Annotated in this window: 17 protein-coding genes; 9 read left to right on the top strand and 8 right to left on the bottom strand. The window is 64.2% G+C overall.

Translation table 11 applies throughout. The annotated features are described in order from the left end of the window. On the bottom strand, positions 1-580 hold a 580-nt coding region (locus EN742_RS05130), incomplete at its 3' end, for an FAD-dependent oxidoreductase (protein ID WP_128332514.1). Between the two features lie 188 nt (positions 581-768). Between EN742_RS05130 and EN742_RS05135 the strand changes: the two genes are divergently transcribed. The 3 genes from EN742_RS05135 to EN742_RS05145 all read left to right on the top strand — a co-directional run bounded on the left by EN742_RS05135 (position 769) and on the right by EN742_RS05145 (position 3,229). Further along, on the top strand, positions 769-1,239 hold the full coding sequence (locus EN742_RS05135; protein ID WP_128332510.1) for an RDD family protein: 471 nt from the start codon (positions 769-771) through the stop codon (positions 1,237-1,239). 139 nt (positions 1,240-1,378) lie between these two features. After that, positions 1,379-2,143, top strand: a complete 765-nt coding sequence (locus EN742_RS05140; protein WP_126054972.1) for an arginyltransferase — start codon at positions 1,379-1,381, stop codon at positions 2,141-2,143. 189 nt (positions 2,144-2,332) lie between these two features. Beyond that, complete coding sequence (locus EN742_RS05145) at positions 2,333-3,229, top strand: EamA family transporter (RefSeq protein WP_126054973.1); 897 nt, start codon at positions 2,333-2,335, stop codon at positions 3,227-3,229. Here EN742_RS05145 and EN742_RS05150 read toward each other — a convergent pair. After that, positions 3,217-4,422: an AI-2E family transporter gene (locus EN742_RS05150; protein ID WP_128332511.1), complete on the bottom strand. Its 1,206-nt coding sequence runs from the start codon at positions 4,420-4,422 to the stop codon at positions 3,217-3,219. The genes EN742_RS05145 and EN742_RS05150 overlap by 13 nt on opposite strands. Positions 4,423-4,711: 289 nt before the next feature. Then, positions 4,712-6,964 (bottom strand): DNA topoisomerase IV subunit A, encoded by a 2,253-nt coding sequence (gene parC, locus EN742_RS05160; protein ID WP_126054975.1) that lies wholly within the window; start codon positions 6,962-6,964, stop codon positions 4,712-4,714. Between the two features lie 392 nt (positions 6,965-7,356). On the opposite strand from parC, the gene EN742_RS05165 reads away from it, so the two are divergent. Then, positions 7,357-8,547, top strand: a complete 1,191-nt coding sequence (locus EN742_RS05165; RefSeq protein WP_126054976.1) for a hypothetical protein — start codon at positions 7,357-7,359, stop codon at positions 8,545-8,547. A 232-nt stretch (positions 8,548-8,779) separates the two neighbouring features. Here the strand turns inward: EN742_RS05165 and aspS are convergent, their stop codons facing one another. After that, positions 8,780-10,567 carry an aspartate--tRNA ligase gene (gene aspS, locus EN742_RS05170; RefSeq protein WP_189375183.1) on the bottom strand — a complete coding sequence of 596 codons (1,788 nt, stop codon included), beginning with the start codon at positions 10,565-10,567 and terminating at the stop codon, positions 8,780-8,782. Between the two features lie 191 nt (positions 10,568-10,758). Between aspS and EN742_RS05175 the strand changes: the two genes are divergently transcribed. Beyond that, positions 10,759-10,947, top strand: coding sequence for a DUF1059 domain-containing protein (locus EN742_RS05175; RefSeq protein WP_126054978.1), 189 nt, complete (start codon positions 10,759-10,761; stop codon positions 10,945-10,947). 49 nt (positions 10,948-10,996) lie between these two features. On the opposite strand, the gene EN742_RS05180 is transcribed toward EN742_RS05175, so the two are convergent. Further along, positions 10,997-11,755 carry a DeoR/GlpR family DNA-binding transcription regulator gene (locus EN742_RS05180; protein WP_126054979.1) on the bottom strand — a complete coding sequence of 253 codons (759 nt, stop codon included), beginning with the start codon at positions 11,753-11,755 and terminating at the stop codon, positions 10,997-10,999. A gap of 120 nt (positions 11,756-11,875) precedes the next feature. Here EN742_RS05180 and EN742_RS05185 point away from each other — a divergent pair, with 120 nt between their 5' ends. Next, the gene (locus EN742_RS05185) at positions 11,876-13,099 is read left to right on the top strand and encodes an MFS transporter (protein ID WP_126054980.1); all 1,224 of its coding nucleotides are present in this window, start codon (positions 11,876-11,878) and stop codon (positions 13,097-13,099) included. A 62-nt stretch (positions 13,100-13,161) separates the two neighbouring features. Here the strand turns inward: EN742_RS05185 and EN742_RS05190 are convergent, their stop codons facing one another. After that, positions 13,162-14,157: an ornithine cyclodeaminase family protein gene (locus EN742_RS05190; protein ID WP_245482356.1), complete on the bottom strand. Its 996-nt coding sequence runs from the start codon at positions 14,155-14,157 to the stop codon at positions 13,162-13,164. Positions 14,158-14,288: 131 nt separating this feature from the next. Between EN742_RS05190 and EN742_RS05195 the strand changes: the two genes are divergently transcribed. The 3 genes from EN742_RS05195 to rnd all read left to right on the top strand — a co-directional run bounded on the left by EN742_RS05195 (position 14,289) and on the right by rnd (position 17,407). Then, positions 14,289-14,750 (top strand): Lrp/AsnC ligand binding domain-containing protein, encoded by a 462-nt coding sequence (locus EN742_RS05195; RefSeq protein ID WP_126054981.1) that lies wholly within the window; start codon positions 14,289-14,291, stop codon positions 14,748-14,750. Positions 14,751-14,937: 187 nt separating this feature from the next. After that, positions 14,938-16,182 (top strand): MFS transporter, encoded by a 1,245-nt coding sequence (locus EN742_RS05200; protein WP_126054982.1) that lies wholly within the window; start codon positions 14,938-14,940, stop codon positions 16,180-16,182. Positions 16,183-16,255: 73 nt separating this feature from the next. Next, positions 16,256-17,407 (top strand): ribonuclease D, encoded by a 1,152-nt coding sequence (rnd, locus tag EN742_RS05205; protein ID WP_126054983.1) that lies wholly within the window; start codon positions 16,256-16,258, stop codon positions 17,405-17,407. A 192-nt stretch (positions 17,408-17,599) separates the two neighbouring features. Here the strand turns inward: rnd and EN742_RS05210 are convergent, their stop codons facing one another. Next, entirely contained in the window at positions 17,600-18,019 is a 420-nt protein-coding gene (locus EN742_RS05210; protein ID WP_127406605.1) for an MAPEG family protein, read from the bottom strand. Beyond that, positions 18,016-18,433: hypothetical protein (locus tag EN742_RS05215; protein WP_128332513.1), on the bottom strand; the 418-nt coding region annotated here is incomplete at its 5' end. The genes EN742_RS05215 and EN742_RS05210, both read right to left, overlap by 4 nt.

Here is an 18,433-nt window from a genome sequence, read left to right on the forward strand (position 1 = left end):
CCGAAAAGATGGTCGCGTACTCGACGCCGATGACGCCGGCGCCGATCACGGTCAGCGTGCGCGGCAGCCGGTTGAGTTCCAGCATCTCGTCGCTGTCGAAGACGCGGCTCTTGTCGAACGGTACGTCGCGCGGCCGGTGCGGTCTGGTGCCGACGGCGATCAGCGCATTGGCGAAACCGACCTCGCTGTAATCGCCATTGTCGCTCGTCAGGCTGACCTTGTTGGGGCCGAGGAATTTCGCTGTGGAACGCGCGCTTTTGACGCCGTTGCGCATGAACTGGTGCTGCAGCACCTCGACCTCGTGGTCGAGCGTCTTGTGCAGCCGCTCGATGAGGTCGGTGACCGAGATGTCCTGCTTGACCCGGTAGCCGCGACCGTAGAAGCCACGCTCGCGCCAGCCTGAAAGGTTGAGCACCGTCTCGCGCAGTGTCTTCGACGGGATGGTGCCGGTGTGCACAGAGACGCCGCCGAGGCGACGCCCCCTGTCGACCACCAGCACCGACTTGCCAAGCTTGGCCGACTGCACCGCGGCGCGGCGTCCCGAAGGCCCGCTGCCGATGACCAGCATGTCATAGTCCATATTGCCCCATCCCCTCGGCGTCTTGCTGCGCCGCAGCAAGCTAACGCCATCCGAGCCGTGAATTCAACCGCTTCAGCGACCTCCGCACGTCGCAACCCGACCGACGATCTTGATTCCGCCATCGGCTTTCACCATTTCAATGGCGGATCGCCCGCACCCTATCGCGGGCCCGGTTACGAGGACATGACATGAACGCGCGTGTACTTGACGGCGAAATCATCACCAGCAGGCTCGACGACGTGCGCGCCTATGACGGCGTGCGCACGCGGCGCATCCTGGCTTGCATGATCGACTACCTGGTCATCGGGCTGCTCACCATCCCGTTCGCGATCCTGGTGTTCGTCTTCGGACTGCTGACGCTCGGCCTTGGCTGGATGCTGTTTTCGGTGCTCGTGCCGGCGGTCGCCGTCCTCTACATCTGGAACACGCTGGGCAGCGTCGACCAGGCCACCACCGGCATGAAGCTGATGGGCATCCGGCTCGACCGCCTCGACGGCAGCCGCATAGATGGGCTGACCGCCGTCGTGCATTCGGTGCTGTTCTGGGCCGGCAACGTCATTCTGACGCCGCTGGTGCTCTTGGTGACGCTGTTTTCGGACCGCAAGCGCACGCTGCACGACCTGCTGCTTGGCACAGTGGTCAGCCGCACCGACCACTAACGCCGCTCTCCGAAGGCCGGCGCGAGCGCTTATCCGCAAATATGAAGGACTTCGGTTGGCCGCCGCCTCATAATCCTGTTGAATTTTTCGCCAACCGGGCCAAAGGTAAGGCGATTCGCAGGAGCGTTTCCTAGACTCGATGACGCAGCATCCGACCCAGTCGCCGCAGTTCTTCCTGACCGCGCCGTCGCCGTGCCCGTATCTGGAGGGCCAGTTCGAGCGCAAGGTGTTTACCCACCTTGTCGGCGACAAGGCGCCCGAGATGAACGACCTGTTGACGCAAGGTGGCTTCAGGCGCTCGCAGAACATCGCTTACCGGCCCGCCTGCGAAACCTGCCGCGCCTGCGTGTCGGTGCGCATCCTGGCGCAGGAGTTCACCGCCAGCCGCAACATGAAGCGGGTGATCCAGCACAATGCCGACCTCGTCGGCGCCATGCACGACGCGCAGCCTTCGACCGAGCAATACTCGCTGTTCCGCGCCTATCTCGACGCCCGCCACCGCCGCGGCGGCATGTCGGACATGACGGTGCTCGACTACGCCATGATGGTCGAGGATACCCATGTCGACACCAAGATCATCGAATACAGGCGGCGCGGCCCCGACACCTTCATCACCGGCAAGGGCCAGGGCGAGCTGATCGCGGTGGCGCTGACCGACAAGATGGCCGACGGTCTGTCGATGGTCTATTCCTACTTCAATCCGGACTTCGAGGACCGCTCGCTCGGCACCTTCATGATCCTCGACCATATCGCCCGAGCGAGAGCCATGGGCCTGCCCCATGTCTATCTCGGCTACTGGGTCAACGGCTCACGCAAGATGAGCTATAAAATGCGTTTCATGCCGCAGGAGCATCTCGGCCCGAAAGGCTGGGAACGCTACGACCACGAAGCGGTCACGCGCTGACTAACCCTTTCCAAGCCCGACCTAGAAGCAATTCCAGGAAAAGTGTGTAGCGGTTTTCCGTCCGGAATTGCGTAATCACTGCAAACTGTTTCAAGCAGCGGGATGCTGGTCTTGCCGTCGAACGGCGAGAGAATGCGCTATCGCGCGGCCGGCCGTCCGCCTGCAAATTCCATTGCGAGAATTGCCGACATGTCCTCACACCACGACCACCAGAAAGGTCTCCTGCTTACCGCCATTGGCGGCCTGACGCTGACCGTCGACATCCCGCTGATCAGGCTCGCCCATGGCGAGGCATGGACGATCCTGTTGCTGCGCACCGGCACAACTTTCCTTGCCGGGATTCTCATCTGGACGGTCTGGCGCTCGCTGAGCGACCGGGCGCCGCAACTCGTTCCCGGCCGGGCGGGGCTTGCGGTGGCGACGCTTTACGGGCTCGGCTCGATCGCCTTCATCACTGCCGTCTACAACACCTCGACCGCCGACCTCGTCTTCATCCTCGCCTTCACCACCATGTTCTCGGCGTTGCTGTCCTGGCTGTTCCTGAAAGAACGGCCACGGCCGCTGACGCTGGTGGCGCTGGCGGTGATGATCCTCGGCGTCGCCATCATCGTCGGCGACTCCATCGGTAGCGGATATCTGTTCGGCGACGTCATGGCCCTGTGCTCCGCGCTCTGCGTCGCCTGTGCGATCACCATCTCACGCGCCAGCGGCAAGGACATGGGCTTCACCTCGCTTATCGGCGTGGTGCTGCCCTTCACCGTCGCCGCCTTCATGGTCTGGAAGACCGGCTTTCAGGTGGATGCGCCGTGGTGGATCATCTTCAACGGCGCCGTGATCATGCCGGTCTCCTTCTTCTGCCTCGCCAACGGGCCGAAATACATCACAGGGCCGGAAGTGGCGATGTTCTACCTGTTGGAAACGGTGCTGGCGCCGGTCTGGGTCTGGATGATCTTCGCCGAGACCCCGTCGCGCAACAGCCTGATCGGCGGCGCGATGCTGATCGTGACGCTTGTCGGCCATTCGCTGTGGCAGTTGCATGAGGGGCGCAAGCGCCGCGCCACGCTGGCGGTCAGTCACCCGGTCTGAAGCTTCTTCTTTTCGGCGGCGATCTCGATCTGCGGCGGGCCGTCCTTGTTCTCCGCAAGCGCCGTGGCGGCGGAATCGTCCATCAGCTCGACCTCGCGCAGCCACTCGCGCCAGATCGCGACCAGGAGCGCCATCAGCACGGGGCCGATGAACAGGCCGAGGAAGCCCATTGTCTTGACGCCGCCGATCAGGCCGAAAAAGGTCGGCAGGAAAGGCAATTTGATCGGCCCGCCAACCAGCTTGGGGCGCAGCGTCTTGTCGACGATGAAGAGCTCGACCGCGCCCCAGGTGAACAGCGCCAGCCCCGCCATCAGAGAGCCGCTGGCGGCAAGGTAGATCGACACCAGGGTGAAGGAGAGCGGTGCGCCGCCGGGGATCAGCGCCATGATGCCGGTCAATGCGCCAAGCGTCACCGGCGACGGCACGCCGGCCAGCCAGTAGGCGACGCCGAGCACCACTCCTTCGCCGATGGCGATGATGGTCATGCCGGTGACGGTGGACGAGATCGTCGCCGGCACCACGCGCGAGATCCGCTCCCAGCGGGTCGGCAGGATGCGCTCGCCGAGGCGGTCGACCTGCGCGGCGAAATGTTCGCCATCGCGATAGGCGAAGAACAGCGCGATCATCATGAACAGCAGCGTCAAAAGCAGGCCGAAGGCGCTGCCGCCGGCGGCGAGCGCGCCGCGATAGATACTGCCGATATTGGCGCCGCTGACCAATTGGATCAGCTCGCCGATGCCGCCGGGATGGCCGAGATTGGTCGTCCACTGCTCGTTCAGCCACTCACCGATAATGGGCATGGTGGCGATCCATTGCGGCGTCACCGCGCCGTGGCGGTTGGTCTCGATCGCCCAGCCGACCCATTCGCGCAGCTCATTGATGGCGTAGGTGCCGGCAAGCGCGATCGGCACCACCAGGAAGGTGAGGATGAAGAGGATGGCGAAGGTTGCGGCAATCGTGCGGTTGCCGCCGACGGCGGTGAGCAGGCGCCGGTAGAGCGGCCAGCTGGCGAAAGCGATGACCAGCGCCGCCAGCACCGGGAACAGGAAACCGTGGAAGAAATAGACGCCGGCGGCGACGATCAGCACCAGCAGCCAGCGCGCCGCCGACAGCGGCGGGATGACGGCGGCCCTGAGCGGCGTCGACAGGCCGAACAGCCGCTGCCCCGGTTTCTGGATCTCAGCCTGCTTCAAACGTGCATTTCTCCCCTGCCCGGGTTGCTTATGCACCATCATAGTGCAGCAATCGTGACGATAGTCCAAATGATTGGGCGGAGGCTTTTCCTTCTCCCCTTGTGGGAGATGGTGGATCGGCGCGCAGCGCCGAGACGGATGAGGGGTGCTGGAAGAAACGCGACGTCAAGAGATTCAAGGATTTGAAGCGCTTACATTCGAGAGGCAGCGATCCTTCCAACACCCCCTCATCCGGCCGAGCTTCGCTCGTCCACCTTCTCCCACAAGGGGAGAAGGTTGGGCGCTTCCGCTACCCGAACTTCCCCGTCCTCGGGAAACCCTTCGGCACCATGCGGCCGGCGGCGGCGCGGGCGCCGATCCATTCGGCCAGTTCCTCGCGCGAGCGGGTGAAGGTGCGGTCGGCCGAATCCTGCCACGACAGACCTGTCTCCAGCGTGAACGGCTTGATGTCCAGGACGCCGCCATCCTTGTATTTCTGCAAGCGCACGCCCTTGCCGCGCGCCATCTCCGGGATCTCGGCAAGCGGGAACACCAGCATCTTGCGGTTCTCGCCGACGATGGCGAGGTGGTCGCCTGAGAGCGGAATGCAGCGCTTGGCCTCGTCGGGCGCCTTGACGTTCATCACCTGCTTGCCCTTGCGGGTGTTGGCGACGACCTCTTCCTCCGGAACGATGAAGCCGTTGGCGTCGTAGGAAACCAGAAGCAGCTTGCGCTTCGGATCGTGGACGAATGCGGTGACGATGTCCTGGTCGTTCTCCATGTCGACGATGATGCGGATCGGCTCGCCATGGCCGCGCCCGCCCGGCAGCCGGTCGGCGCCGATGGTGTAGAACTTGCCGCCGGTGGTGAAGACCAGGATCTTGTCGGTGGTCTGGGCGTGGAAGGCTAGCTTGAGGCTGTCGCCTTCCTTGAAGGTGAACTGCGAATGGTCGGTCAGATGACCCTTCATCGCCCGCAGCCATCCCTTCTCGGAGACGACGACGGTGACCGGCTCGCGCTCGATCATGGCGTGCGCGATGTCGGTCAGGTCGTGCTCGGGCGCGTCGGCGAACTGGGTGCGGCGCCTGCCGAGCTCGGTCTCGGGCCCGAACTTGTCGCGGATGCTGGTGACTTCCCACGTGATCGTCGCCCACTGCTTGGCGTTGGACGCCAGCAGCGCCTCGATCTGCTTCTTCTCGGCGGTGAGCCCGTCGAACTCCTTGCGGATCTCGATCTCTTCCAGCTTGCGCAAGGCGCGCAGGCGCATGTTGAGGATGGCTTCGGCCTGGGTGTCGGTGAGCGACCAGCGGGCCATCATCACCTGCTTGGGCTCATCCTCCTCGCGGATGATCCTGATCACCTCGTCGATGTTGAGGTAGGCGATCAGATAGCCGGCGAGAATCTCGAGGCGCTTCTCGATCTCGCCGAGGCGGTGCTTCGAGCGGCGGATGAGTACGTCGCGGCGATGCTCCAGCCATTCCTTGAGCACGCCCTTCAGCGACAGCACGTTCGGCACCTTGCCGCGCGACAGCACGTTCATGTTGAGCGGGAAGCGGCTTTCGAGCTCGGTCAGCTTGAACAGCGATTCCATCAGAATGCCGGGATCGACGCTGCGGCTCTTCGGCACCAGCACGATGCGGATATCCTCGGCGCTCTCGTCGCGGATGTCTTCGAGCAGCGGCAATTTGCGCGCCATCAGAAGCTCGGCGATCTTCTCGATCAGCCTGGCCTTCTGGACACCATAGGGGATCTCGGTGACGACGATGCTCCAGGTGCCCCTGCCCTGGTCCTCCTGGCCCCATTTCGCCCTGACGCGGAAGCCGCCGCGGCCGGTTTCATAGGCTTCGAGGATCGATGCGCGGCTATCGACGATGATGCCGCCGGTCGGGAAATCCGGGCCCTGGACGAAGTCCATCAGCGCGGTCACCGGCGCGTCGGGATTCTCGATCAGATGCAACGCCGCGTCGCAGAGCTCGGCGGCATTGTGCGGCGGGATCGAGGTCGCCATGCCGACTGCAATGCCGGACGAGCCGTTGGCGAGCAGGTTGGGGAAGGCGCCGGGCAGCACGACCGGCTCCTCGTCCTCCTCATTGTAGGTCGGGCGGTAGTCGACGGCATCCTCGGTGATGCCGGCGAGCAGCTCCGTCGCCACATCGGTCATGCGCGCTTCGGTGTAGCGCATGGCGGCGGCGTTATCGCCGTCGATATTGCCGAAATTACCCTGCCCGTCGACGAGCGGGTAGCGCATCGAGAAATCCTGCGCCAGCCTCACCAGCGCGTCATAGATCGACTGGTCGCCATGCGGATGAAACTTGCCCATCACCTCGCCGACGATACGCGCGCATTTAGCGAAGCCCTGGTCGGGGTTGAGTCTCAGCAGCCGCATGGCATGCATGATGCGGCGATGGACGGGCTTCAGCCCGTCGCGCACATCCGGCAATGCCCGGTGCATGATGGTCGACAGCGCATAGGCGAGATAGCGCTCCTCGAGCGCCTTCTTCAGATCGACCGGTTCGATATGGTCACCGCCGCCATCCGAAGGCGGCAAAAGCCTTTTTCCCATGGGTTTGCACTAGCCGAGCGGGTGATTCGCGGCAAGCGCCGGCTGGCCTAATCCGCGCCTCTCAAGCCCACGGGTGTGACGGATTTCACGGAATTGGCGACGCTCGCCGGCCAATTTGCGGCCCAACTGCAACATCGATTGCCCGCATGACGGCGCCAGCCAACATCAACCTGTTACACGCCCTGTCTATGGCAGGGCGATGCCGCATGGAAACCCGATCTTCATGACAAATTCACCGCTTCAAGCGATGAGGTCGGCCCGCCATTTGCCTTTCACCGTGATTTTCGACCATTGTGCCGGGAGACACCTTTTTCCCGTCCAGTTCGTCGCGGAATGGTGATGGCGCATAGGATCAAGAAGCAATTTCAGGACAACTCTCAGGGGACTTCGTGATGACATTCCAACGCTCAACTCTCAAGAAACTGGCTTTCTCGACCTTCCTGCTGACGCTGCCGCTCAATGCCGCCTTCGCGCAGGACACCGCCGTCGCCGATCGCCTCAAGGCGGCGCTTGCCGCCCAGGGCGTCGACATCTCCTGGACCGGGGTGAGTGGCGACGAGTCCAACATGGTGCTGCAGGGCGTGGCCGTGAAGCCGGCCGGCGAGAAGGAGCCGCTGACCATCGGCGACGTCAAGCTCGAAGGCGTCAGCGAAGCCGATGGCGGCTATGACATCGAAACCGTCTCGACCGCGGCCCTCGAGCACAGCAAGGACGGCGTCACGCTGTCGCTCAGCCCGTTCGTGATCCATGACATGACGGTGCCGGCCGAAGGCGCCACTGGCCCGCTCGGCTCGCTGATGATGTACAAGTCGGCCGAGCTCTCCAACATGACGGTCAAGGTTGCCGACAAGACCGCCTTCTCGATGGACGGACTTGCCATCGAGGTCAGCCCGCCGGAGGACGGCAAGGCGATGGAATTTTCCGGCACGACGGAAAAGTTCAATGCCGACCTGACCCTGGTCGAAGACCCCAAGTCCAAGGAGGCCATCGAAGCGCTCGGATACCAGAACATTTCGGGCAATATCGACATCGCCGGCACGTGGCAGCCGGCGGACGGCAAGATGGAGCTGTCGAAATACGACATTGCGGTCGACAATGCCGGCAAGCTCGGCATGACCTTCGGCCTCGGCGGCTATACGCTCGACTTCATCAAGTCGCTGCAAGAGATGCAGAAGAAGATGGCCGCGCAGCCCGAAGGCGCCGACAATTCGGCGCAGGGCATGGCCATGCTCGGCCTGTTGCAGCAGCTTTCGTTCAACAGCGCCTCGATCCGCTTCGACGACGATTCGCTGACCAACAAGGTGCTGGACTATGTTGGAAAGCAGCAGGGCATGTCGGGCAAGGACATCGCCAATCAGGCCAAGGCGATCGTGCCGTTCGGCATGGCCCAGCTCAACAATCCTGAGCTGACGGCCGAGGTAACGGCTGCGGTCGGCAAATATCTCGACGATCCGAAGAGTCTGGAGATTTCGGCCGAGCCACCGGCTGCGGTGCCGTTCGCGCTGATCATGGCCGGAGCGATGTCGAACCCGCTCGACCTGCCGAAGACGCTTGGCGTCAAGGTCAAGGCGAACGAGGACTGATCGGACTAGCTGCCTTCTCCCCGTGATACGGGGAGAAGGTGCCGGCAGGCGGATGAGGGGCAGCGCCGACGCCTGCAAATATGAAATTCAGTTTCTGACCCGATTGCCTGTCAGAAGGCTTCAGCTGCCACGACCGCTCGCAAATCACCGACGTCCGCGCTGCCCCTCATTGTCCTGCCGGACATTTCTCCCCGTACAGAGACGGGGAGAAAGAGCAGTTGCAACGCTGCCGTCAGTCCTTCTTTGCCACGGCGACGCGCAGCGACAGTTCGCGCAATTGCTGCGGCGTGGCTTCCGAGGGCGCGTTCATCAGAAGGTCGTAGGCCTGCTGGTTCATCGGGAACATGGTGACCTCGCGCAGGTTCTTGGCGCCGACCAAGAGCATCACGATGCGGTCGATGCCGGCCGCCATGCCGCCATGCGGCGGCGCACCATACTGGAAGGCGCGATAGAGGCCGCCGAAGCGCTCCTCGACGGTGGCGCGGTCGAGCCCGACCGTCTCGAAGGCCTTGACCATGGTCTCCGGCAGATGGTTGCGGATGCCGCCGGAGGCGATCTCGAAGCCGTTGCAGACCATGTCGTACTGGAACGCCTTGATGCCGAGCAGATCCTCGCCGCCCAGCGCCTCGATGCCGCCCTGCGGCATGGAGAACGGATTGTGGGCGAAGTCGATCTTCTTCTCTTCCTCGTTCCATTCGAAGAACGGGAAGTCGACGATCCAGCAAAGCTCGAAACGGTCGCGGTCGACGAGGTTCAGTTCCTCGCCGGCGCGGGTGCGCGCGGCACCGGCGAAGGAGACGAATTTCTTCGGGTCGCCGGCGACGAAGAAGGCGGCGTCGCCGTCGGCCAAGCCAAGCTGCTGGCGGACCGCCTCGGTGCGCACCTCGCCGATGTTCTTGGCGATCGGACCGGCGCCTTCGAGCTTGTCGCCTTCCTTGCGCCAGAAGATGTAGCCGAGGCCCGGCTGGCCCTCGCCCTGCGCCCACGAATTCATGCGGTCGCAGAAGGCGCGGCTGCCGCCGGTCTTGGCCGGAATGGCCCAGACCTCGGCCTTCGGATCATTGGCCAGGATGTTGGCGAACACCTTGAAGCCGGACTCGCGGAAATGATCCGATACGGCCTGCATCTCGATCGGGTTGCGCAGGTCCGGCTTGTCGGTGCCGTAGGTGCGCATCGCCTCGTCATAGGGGATGCGGCGGAATTTCTGCGTCACCGGCTTGCCGGCGGCGAAGCTCTCGAACACTTCGCGAAGCACCGGCTCCATGGTCGACAGCACATCGTCCTGCTCGACGAAGCTCATTTCGAGGTCGAGCTGGTAGAATTCGCCGGGCAGACGGTCGGCGCGCGGATCCTCGTCGCGGAAGCACGGCGCGATCTGGAAATAGCGGTCGAAGCCCGAGACCATGATCAGCTGCTTGTACTGCTGCGGCGCCTGCGGCAGGGCGTAGAAGGTGCCGGGATGGATGCGCGACGGCACCAGGAAGTCGCGCGCGCCTTCGGGCGAGGACGCGGTCAGGATCGGCGTCGAGAATTCGGTGAAGCCGACCTCGCCCATGCGCTTGCGCATCTCGGCGATGACCTTTGTGCGCGCCACGATGTTCCTGTGCAGCGTCTCGCGGCGCAGGTCGAGGAAGCGGTATTTAAGGCGGATGTCTTCCGGGTAGTCAGGCTCGCCGAACACCGGCAGCGGCAGTTCCTTGGCCGCCGACAGCACCTCGATCTCGCGCGCGAAAATCTCGATCTCGCCGGTCGGCAGGTTGGCGTTCACCGTCTCCGGCAGGCGCGCCTTGACCTCGCCGTCGACGCGGATGACCCATTCGCCGCGCACGGTCTCGGCGATCTTGAAGGCCGGCGAATCCGGATCGGCGACGATCTGGGTCAGGCCGTAATGGTCGCGCAGGTCGATGAACAGCAGGCCGCCATGGTCGCGCACGCGATGCACCCAGCCCGACAGCCGAACGGAATTTCCGACGTCGCTCTTTCTCAATTGGGCACAGGTATGGCTGCGGTAACGATGCATTGTCATGGATGAAGTCCGGATGCTGATTGCGGACCGAAGGCCCGCCTCGAAAATTGGCGCGAAAAGCGCATGGGAGGCCGGTTTTGTCAAGGCAAGCGGTCACGCGGTAGTGTCTCGGTTGAAATTGCAGAGCCGGTTGACAAAGGCCGCAGGCGGTCGCTCCATTAGATGTTCCTAAGATGGAGGCAGCGATGGCGTACACGTATCGGTGCAAGGACTATCCCGGGATGGAAGCCTGTCCGGGGAGGTTTACGGCAGAAAGCGCGGAAGAAGTCATGCAGCACGTTGAGCTTCACGCGAAGTCCGCGCATGGGGAAGACCCAAGCCAGTGGTCCACAGAGGATCGGCAACAACTACAAGCGATGATGATCGCCAGCTAGTTTTTGGACTGAGACGCCACCAGCCACACAGGCGTGCCGCTTTGGCCTCTCACGCGAAATGGATTTCAGCACCCTGGCGTTCGAAATCGGCGAGGATCGCGGCCGGCGCGGTCTTTTCGACCACCAGATGGCGGATCGCTTCGGGCTTGGCGACGCGGTAGGGCGCCGCTGTCGCCAGCTTGTCGTTGGTGACGGCGATGACAAGGCCGGCGCTGTTCCTGGCCATAGCGCGCTTCACCTCGGCCTCGGCCGAATCGAAGGCCGTCACGCCGCGCGCGGCGTCGAGGCCGCAGGAGCCCAGGAAACATAGATCGGCGCCAAGCTGCGAGACGGCCGCCAGCGTATCGGCGCCGACGCAGGTTCCGAGGTCGCGGACGAACCTGCCGCCGAGCACGATCAACGCGACCGACGGATGATCGGACAGCGCCGAGGCGACATCCAGCGAATTGGTGGCGATGGTCAGCTCGAGCTCGCGCGGAATGGCCCTGGCTATCGCCGCGTTGGTGGTGCCGCCATCTATGAACAGACTCTGTCCGGCGGAAAGCAGCCTCACTGCCGCGCTCGCCAGCCGCATCTTCTCCTCGACCGCGTGCCCGCTGCGCTGGCTGACTGTTGCCGCGGCCAAAGGTGCCGATGCGACCGCGCCGCCATAGACGCGGCGGCACTTGCCCGCTTTCGCCAGCTCCCTGAGATCGCGGCGGACCGTATCCTCGGAAACGCCGAAGTGGCTCGCCAGTTCTCCGGCCAGCACCCTCCCCTCGGCCGCAAGACGGTCGCGGATGATCTGCTGTCGTTGATCGGTCAGCATTGCATGATCCTGTTTTTGTTCTGCACGTTCTTGCATGTTTTGCACGTTTGTGCAAGGAGTGAGCCTTGTCGGACTGCTGGACAAGCCAGCCGTCGACCCACTTTCATTGAAAGCACCACGATGCGTTTTGGTCTCAGCCTTGCCCCTCAACACCGCGTCTATGCCGGGTTCGCGATCTATTCCTTCGCCATGGGCAACATCTTCCCGCGGCTCCCCGACATCAAGCGCGCCATGGAGATCGAGGACGGCACGCTCGGGCTCAGCCTGATCGGAACGCCGATCGGCACCTTGACGGCGCTGACGCTGGCGGCGCCGGTGCTTGAACGCGTCGGCTTCCGCCGCGCGCTGCTCGGCCTGGTGCCGCTCATCGCGCTCGCCTATGCCATCGCGGTGCACGCGCCGGGACCGCTTGCGCTGTTCCTGATGCTGCTTCCGGTCGGCCTTATGATCGGCAGCGTCGAGATCATTCTCAACGTCGAGGCTGACAGGACCGAGTTCCTGCTCGGACGCCGGATCATGAACCGGGCGCACTCGTTCTGGAGCATGGGCTTCTTCGGTGCCGGGCTGTTCGGCGGCGCGCTCGCGCATCTCGGACTGTCGCCACAACTCCATCTCGCCGTCGTCGTGCCGATGGTGGGCCTGTCGATGATGCTCTTTCTCGGTGGCTACGAGCCGGCGCCCGCCCGTCAAACCGGCACCGGCGATGCCGCGCCCATGTTCGCGCGGCCGACATTGCCGATCCTGGTCCTCGTCGCGGTGACACTGTCGGCGATGCTGCTGGAAGGCGCCAGTATCGACTGGTCGGCGATCTACATGCGCACCGTGTTCGACACGGGTCCCTTCGTCGCCGGCTGCACGGTGGCGCTGTTTGCGTTTTCGCAGGCGACGACGCGCTTCTTCGCCGACAGTTTCGTCGACCGCCATTCGCCAAGCGGCGTGGCACGCGTGCTGCTGGCGACAATGGCCGCGGGCGTGCTCATCGTCTTTTTCTCGCCTGCGCCGGCTGTCTCGATGCTGGGTTTTGCGCTTCTGGGCATCGGCACAAGCGCCATCTTCCCGCTGGCGATCTCCGCCGCCGCGCAGCGCACGGACCGCTCCGCGGCGATTAACGTCGCGGCGTTGTCGCAGATCTCCTTCGTCGCCTTCCTGCTCGGCCCGCCGCTGCTCGGCTTCGTCTCGGATCATTGGGGCATCCGCTCGGCCTTCGGCATCGGCATCCCGTTCATCGTGCTCAGCCTGCTGACCGCCGGCTCGCTTGGCCGGCGGCCGGCCAAGTCGGCCGCGCCGGCGGACGAAGCGCCCGATCCGGCGCGGAAGATGCTGCCGCAAGCCGGCGAGGCGTGAGCGGCACTTCCGTTGTCAGCCGATGCGCTCGCACACGTGTGGCGCGTCGCGGCGGCCACCCTTTACAGCGATGCAACAGCCCCGAGTCCCCGGCGGATCGCCTCGCGGTAAGCCAGGTCGGCCGCCACCATGTCCTCCATGGCAACGCCCATTGCCTTGTAGACGGTGATCTGGTCGGCGCTAACCCGGCCCGGCCGCGCCCCGAGCAGTATCTCGCCAAGTTCGGCTCCGGTTTCCGGATCGATGCCAGCCAGTTCACAGGAACCGACCGGCGTCGGGGCAAATGCATCGCTTGTCTCGACGAAAAGGCTGGCCTTGCCGACAAGCTCGACCGGCAATTCGCCACCGGGTGGCGCGACGCCGATCGACGAGACATGCGTGCCGGGCCGCACCCATTGGGCCGAAATCACCGGCTCAAAGGAATGCGTTGCCAGGCAGACAACATCCGACGAGCGCACCGCGGCCTCGATATCGCTGACGGCAACAATACCCGGATGTAGCGCCGCAAGCGCCTGCGCATCCGCGAACTCCTTCGAGACAATGCGGATCTCGGCGAAGTCGCGGACCAGTGGCAGAAGGCGCAGGTGCTGGCCGGCCTGGACGCCGGCGCCCACCACAGTCGCGACCTTGACGTCGCGCCGGGCCAGTTCGCGCACCGAGAGCACGGCCGAGCCGGAAGTGCGCACGGCGGTGATGTAGGTGCCATCCATGACGCAGACCGGCAATCCCGTCTGCGGGTCGAACAGATGGATGGTGGCGAGATGGCTTGGGATGCCTCTGGCGATATTGCCCTCGAATACGTTGACGATCTTCACCGTCAGATGCATGCCCGCCATCCAGGCCGGCATCGCCAGCGAATAGCCGGCCTGCGGAATGTCGAGCTGGGGCCGCGCCGGATTGACGACCTTGCCGCCAGACAGCGCCTGGAAGCCGTCCGCCAGTACGTCGAGAAGCCGGCGGAGGTCGATGCAGGCTTTCACCTCGGCCTCGCTCAATATGCGCACCGGCGTGTCACCCTTGGCGTGGGCGTTGCGGTAGTTCGAAATGGCTGATGTCATGGGGTCTTGCCCTGGTCTGGTTGAGTTGCCCATGAACGATATTGCCACCTGACAGCGTGATGAAATATGCTGTTTTGACCATTTCCGCGTGACTATCACGCAATACTTGGCCAAAAAGTGTGAGTACTGAAATGGACGATCTCGACCGTATCGACCGCTCGTTGCTGCGTTTGTTGCAGGAGGATGGCCGCCGCACCACGCTCGACCTCGCCCGCCGGGTCGGGCTGTCGCCGACGGGCGCCTCGCAGCGCATCAGGCGGCTGTTCAGCGAAGGCTTCATCCGGGCGGTGCGGGCCGTCCTCGACCCGGCCAAGATCGGCAAGGCGCAACTTGTCTTCATCGAGGTTCGGCTCGACCATACAGCGCCGCATGTCTTCGACCGCTTCGCCGAGGCTGTGTTGCGGGCGCCCGAGATCATCGAATGCCACATGGTGGTTGGCGGCTTCGACTACCTGGTCAAGGCGCGCATCGCCGACATGGCAATGTTCCAGGATTTCCTGCAGCGGGTCATCCTGCCGCTGCCGGGGGTCCGGGAAACGCACACCTACGCTTCGATCGCCAATGTGAAACCCGACGCCTTGTTGCCGATCTGAATTGGCGCAGAGGCACGCGTTCCAAGACGCTTGTCATTCCGTGACCGCAAGCGACGCCTCTCCGCGCTGAAACTCCAGCGAGAGCGCCGCGGGTCGCCACTGGCCCGCTGCTCTCCCGGAATTGCCGCTGGCATTGGCGGTGGCGATGGTCCAAGAAGGATCCCCAACGTGTGATTGCCTTCCCCTCATGTCCTCGATCCGCCCGCTTATCCCGCTCCTCATTGCCGCCGGTATCCTGCTCGGCGGCAATGGACTGCAGGGCACGCTGATCGCGCTGCGCGGCGCGCAGGAGGGCTTTTCCGCCCCCGTCATCGGCCTTATGGGCACTTTCTATTTCGCCGGCTTCCTGCTCGGCTGCCTGGCCGTCACCCGCATCCTGAAGGCAGTCGGCCATGTCAGGACCTTCTCGGCGCTCGCCGCCACCGCCTCGGCCGGCACGCTGCTCCTTGTGCTGGTCATCGATCCTATCATGTGGTGCGCGGTGCGCTTTGCCGGCGGGTTCTGCTTCGCCGGCCTGTTCACGGTGATGGAAGCCTGGCTCAACTCCGGCGTCACCAACAAGGACCGCGCGCGCGTGCTTGCCATCTACCGCATGGTCGACATCGGCTCGGTCACCAGCGCGCAGTTCCTGATCCCGATCTTCGGCGCCGGCGGCTTTGCCATCTTCGCCATCATGTCGATGATGATCACGCTGTCGCTGGTGCCGGTCTCGCTCGGCGACCGCTCCAACCCGACGCCGCCGGAAGACGTCAAGCTCGACCTGCCGCGCGTCTGGCGCATCTCGCCGCTCGGCTCGATCGGCTGCATCGCGGTCGGCGTCACCAATAGCGCCTTCCGCACGCTCTCGCCCGTCTATGCCGAGCAGATCGGCATGTCGGTCGCCGATGTCGTGACCTTCGTCAGCGTCGGCATCTTCGGCGGCGCTCTCATCCAGTATCCGCTCGGCTATCTCTCCGACCGCCGGGACCGGCGCTCGGTGCTGCTGGCGACAACCTGCTGCGCCATGGTGGCGGCATTGGCACTGGTGTTCGTGGCCGGCGCCGACCCTTTCCTCAACTTCGTCATCGTCTTCATCTTCGGCAGTTTCGCCATGCCGCTCTTTTCGCTGTCCGCGGCGCATGCCAACGACCGCGCCGACAAGGGCGAGTTCGTGCTGATCAACGCGGCGCTGATGCTGTTCTACTCCTTCGGCGCCATCGGCGGCCCGTTCGCGGCCTCGGCGGCGATGCAATATTTCGGACCGGGCGCCCTGTTTGTGTTCAGCGCCGTCGTCTATGCGGTGCTGATCCTCGTCATCCTCTACCGCATGCAGGTGCGCTCCGGCGTGCCGGCCGACAGACGCAGCCCATTCACCGCGCTCTTGCGCACATCGACGGTGTTCGCGCGGCTGGCGCGGCGCAGCGGCGATTCCGATGGATCGAGCGAGCCATGACCTTGCGGCGGCTTGACGAAAGCGCCCGCGGCTGAAATTGAAAGGGACCTAATTTGTTCTTAAAAGCGATTTGATGCACGTCATCACCACCCAAGCTGAGCTCGAGAGCGCCATCGCCGCGTTCGAAAAGTCGGAATTCGTCACCGTCGATACCGAGTTCATCCGCGAGACGACATTTTGGCCGATCCTGTGCCTGATCCAGATGGCCTCGCCCGGCCTGACCGCGCTGATCGACCCGCTCGCGCCCGACATCGACCTGAAACCGTTCTTCCGGCTGATGGCCAACGAGGCCGTGGTCAAGGTCTTCCACGCCGCGCGCCAGGACATCGAAATCATCGTCCATCTCGGCGATCTCATGCCGCACCCGGTGTTCGACACCCAGGTGGCGGCGATGGTCTGCGGCTTCGGCGACAGCGTCTCCTACGACCAGCTGGTGCAGCGCATCACCGGTGCCCGGCTCGACAAATCCTCGCGTTTCACTGACTGGCGCCACCGGCCGCTCTCCGACAAGCAGCTCGACTACGCGCTCGCCGACGTGACCCATCTGATTGAGGTCTACAGGAAGCTCAGCGCCGAGCTCAAGCGCGAGAACCGCGCCCATTGGCTCAACGAGGAAATGGAGGTGCTGACCTCGCGCCAGACCTACGATCCGCACCCCGAGGATGCCTGGAAGCGTCTGAAGATGCGGCTGCGCAAGCCGCAGGAGCTGGCGATCGTGCAGGCGGTCGCCGCCTGGCGCGAACGCGAAGCGCGCGAGCGCGACGTGCCGCGCGGCCGGGTGCTGAAGGACGATGCCATCTATGAGATCGCGCAGCAGGCGCCGCGCGATTCCACCGCGCTCGGCCGGCTGCGCACCACGCCGAAAGGTTGGGAGCGCTCGGCGACCGCAACGGCGCTGCTGGGCGCCGTCACCACCGCGCTTGCCCTGCCCAGGGAGGCGATGCCGAAGCTGCCGAAGACGTTCCAGCCGCCCGAAGGTTCGAGTGCCGCGGCGGAGCTGCTCAAGGTGCTCTTGCGCATGATCGCCGAAAAGGAAGGCGTCGCCTCGAAGGTGCTCGCCTCCAGCGACGATATCGACCGCATCGCGGCCGAGGGCGAGGATGCCGATGTGCCGGCTCTTCAGGGCTGGCGGCGGGCGGTGTTCGGCGAACAGGCGCTGAAGCTGGTGCGCGGCGAGATCGGCATTAAGTTCGACAAGCGCAAGATTGCGCTGTTCGACCTGTAGCATCTTCCCTTCTCCCCAAGATGGATCGCCGCGCAGCGCCGAGACGGATGGCTGGAAGAAATGCGATGTAGCAAAATCGAGCGATTTTAAGCACTTGCGTCGCCAGCGCTTCACTCCGTCCGACACCCTCATCCGACCGAGCCTTGCTCGGTCACCTTCTCCCACAAGGGGAGAAAGTGAGCCAAGGTCGATTCAGCCCGCCCCAAGAAGGTGCAACGCGAACAACACCCAGGCCAGCAGTAGAACCACCGCGCCGAAGAAGAAGACGGAGCTGCGGTGGCGCAGGTTGTTGCTGCTGAGATGCACCCAGGCGTGGGCGTAGCGCGACAGGATGAATATCCACGCCAGCGTAAGCGTCAAATAGTTGACGCCGTTGGTCATGAACAGCGCCAGGCACAGCGCGTGAAACAGCACCGGCAATTCGAACTGATTGATCAGATTGTTGGCGACGGTGACGCAGGAGGCCGGCTCGGTGGTGCGGACCTTGTACTGGCCGACCTTTGCCTCGCCTGACTTGACGGCAAAGTACCGGCGCCGGGCCATCACGAGATAGACAATATAGACCAGCAGAACGTGCGCCAGCATCGGCCAGAAGATCGCGGTCTGGCTCACGGCTGCTCGCCGCCCTGCCCGGCCTGTCGCTGATCCGCCAGGTAGAAGACCGCTATGACGCTCACGGGGATCGCCAGCAGCGCGAATTTGGTGACGGTCAGGGCCGAGGCGAAGGCGAGCGAATCGGGATTGGCCGACTGGAAATCGGACAGCAGCCGCGCCACGGCGAGATTCTGCGCGTAGTCGGCCAGCGTATAGGGCAGCACGAGCACGAGGGCCAACAGCGACTGGGCGGGGGCGGCCATCGTCCGGAATTTGGCCAGCCGGCGCCCGGTGACCAGAAGGAGGCTGAGCAGGGTCAGCGACAGGAGCGCCGGGAACAGGAGGTCGAAGGTCAGATAGTGCCAAACGAGGATGATCTCGCCGCCGCGCCGGCCAAGCGCGGTGAGCCAGGCCATGCCTTCATCCGGGGTG

It is taken from the genome of Mesorhizobium sp. M4A.F.Ca.ET.020.02.1.1, assembly GCF_004022645.1.
Taxonomy (GTDB): Bacteria; Pseudomonadota; Alphaproteobacteria; order Rhizobiales; family Rhizobiaceae; genus Mesorhizobium.

Bases quoted from the DNA above. Each gene is read 5' to 3' on its own strand.
- EN742_RS05190 (WP_245482356.1), bottom strand. From the start codon at position 14,157: ATGACATCAGCCATTTCGAACTACCGCAACGCCCACGCCAAGGGTGAC.
- EN742_RS05200 (WP_126054982.1), top strand. From the start codon at position 14,938: ATGTCCTCGATCCGCCCGCTTATCCCGCTCCTCATTGCCGCCGGTATC.
- rnd (WP_126054983.1), top strand. From the start codon at position 16,256: ATGCACGTCATCACCACCCAAGCTGAGCTCGAGAGCGCCATCGCCGCG.
- EN742_RS05135 (WP_128332510.1), top strand. From the start codon at position 769: ATGAACGCGCGTGTACTTGACGGCGAAATCATCACCAGCAGGCTCGAC.
- parC (WP_126054975.1), bottom strand. From the start codon at position 6,964: ATGGGAAAAAGGCTTTTGCCGCCTTCGGATGGCGGCGGTGACCATATC.
- EN742_RS05165 (WP_126054976.1), top strand. From the start codon at position 7,357: ATGACATTCCAACGCTCAACTCTCAAGAAACTGGCTTTCTCGACCTTC.
- EN742_RS05140 (WP_126054972.1), top strand. From the start codon at position 1,379: ATGACGCAGCATCCGACCCAGTCGCCGCAGTTCTTCCTGACCGCGCCG.
- EN742_RS05145 (WP_126054973.1), top strand. From the start codon at position 2,333: ATGTCCTCACACCACGACCACCAGAAAGGTCTCCTGCTTACCGCCATT.
- EN742_RS05180 (WP_126054979.1), bottom strand. From the start codon at position 11,755: ATGCTGACCGATCAACGACAGCAGATCATCCGCGACCGTCTTGCGGCC.
- EN742_RS05175 (WP_126054978.1), top strand. From the start codon at position 10,759: ATGGCGTACACGTATCGGTGCAAGGACTATCCCGGGATGGAAGCCTGT.
- aspS (WP_189375183.1), bottom strand. From the start codon at position 10,567: ATGCATCGTTACCGCAGCCATACCTGTGCCCAATTGAGAAAGAGCGAC.
- EN742_RS05185 (WP_126054980.1), top strand. From the start codon at position 11,876: ATGCGTTTTGGTCTCAGCCTTGCCCCTCAACACCGCGTCTATGCCGGG.
- EN742_RS05195 (WP_126054981.1), top strand. From the start codon at position 14,289: ATGGACGATCTCGACCGTATCGACCGCTCGTTGCTGCGTTTGTTGCAG.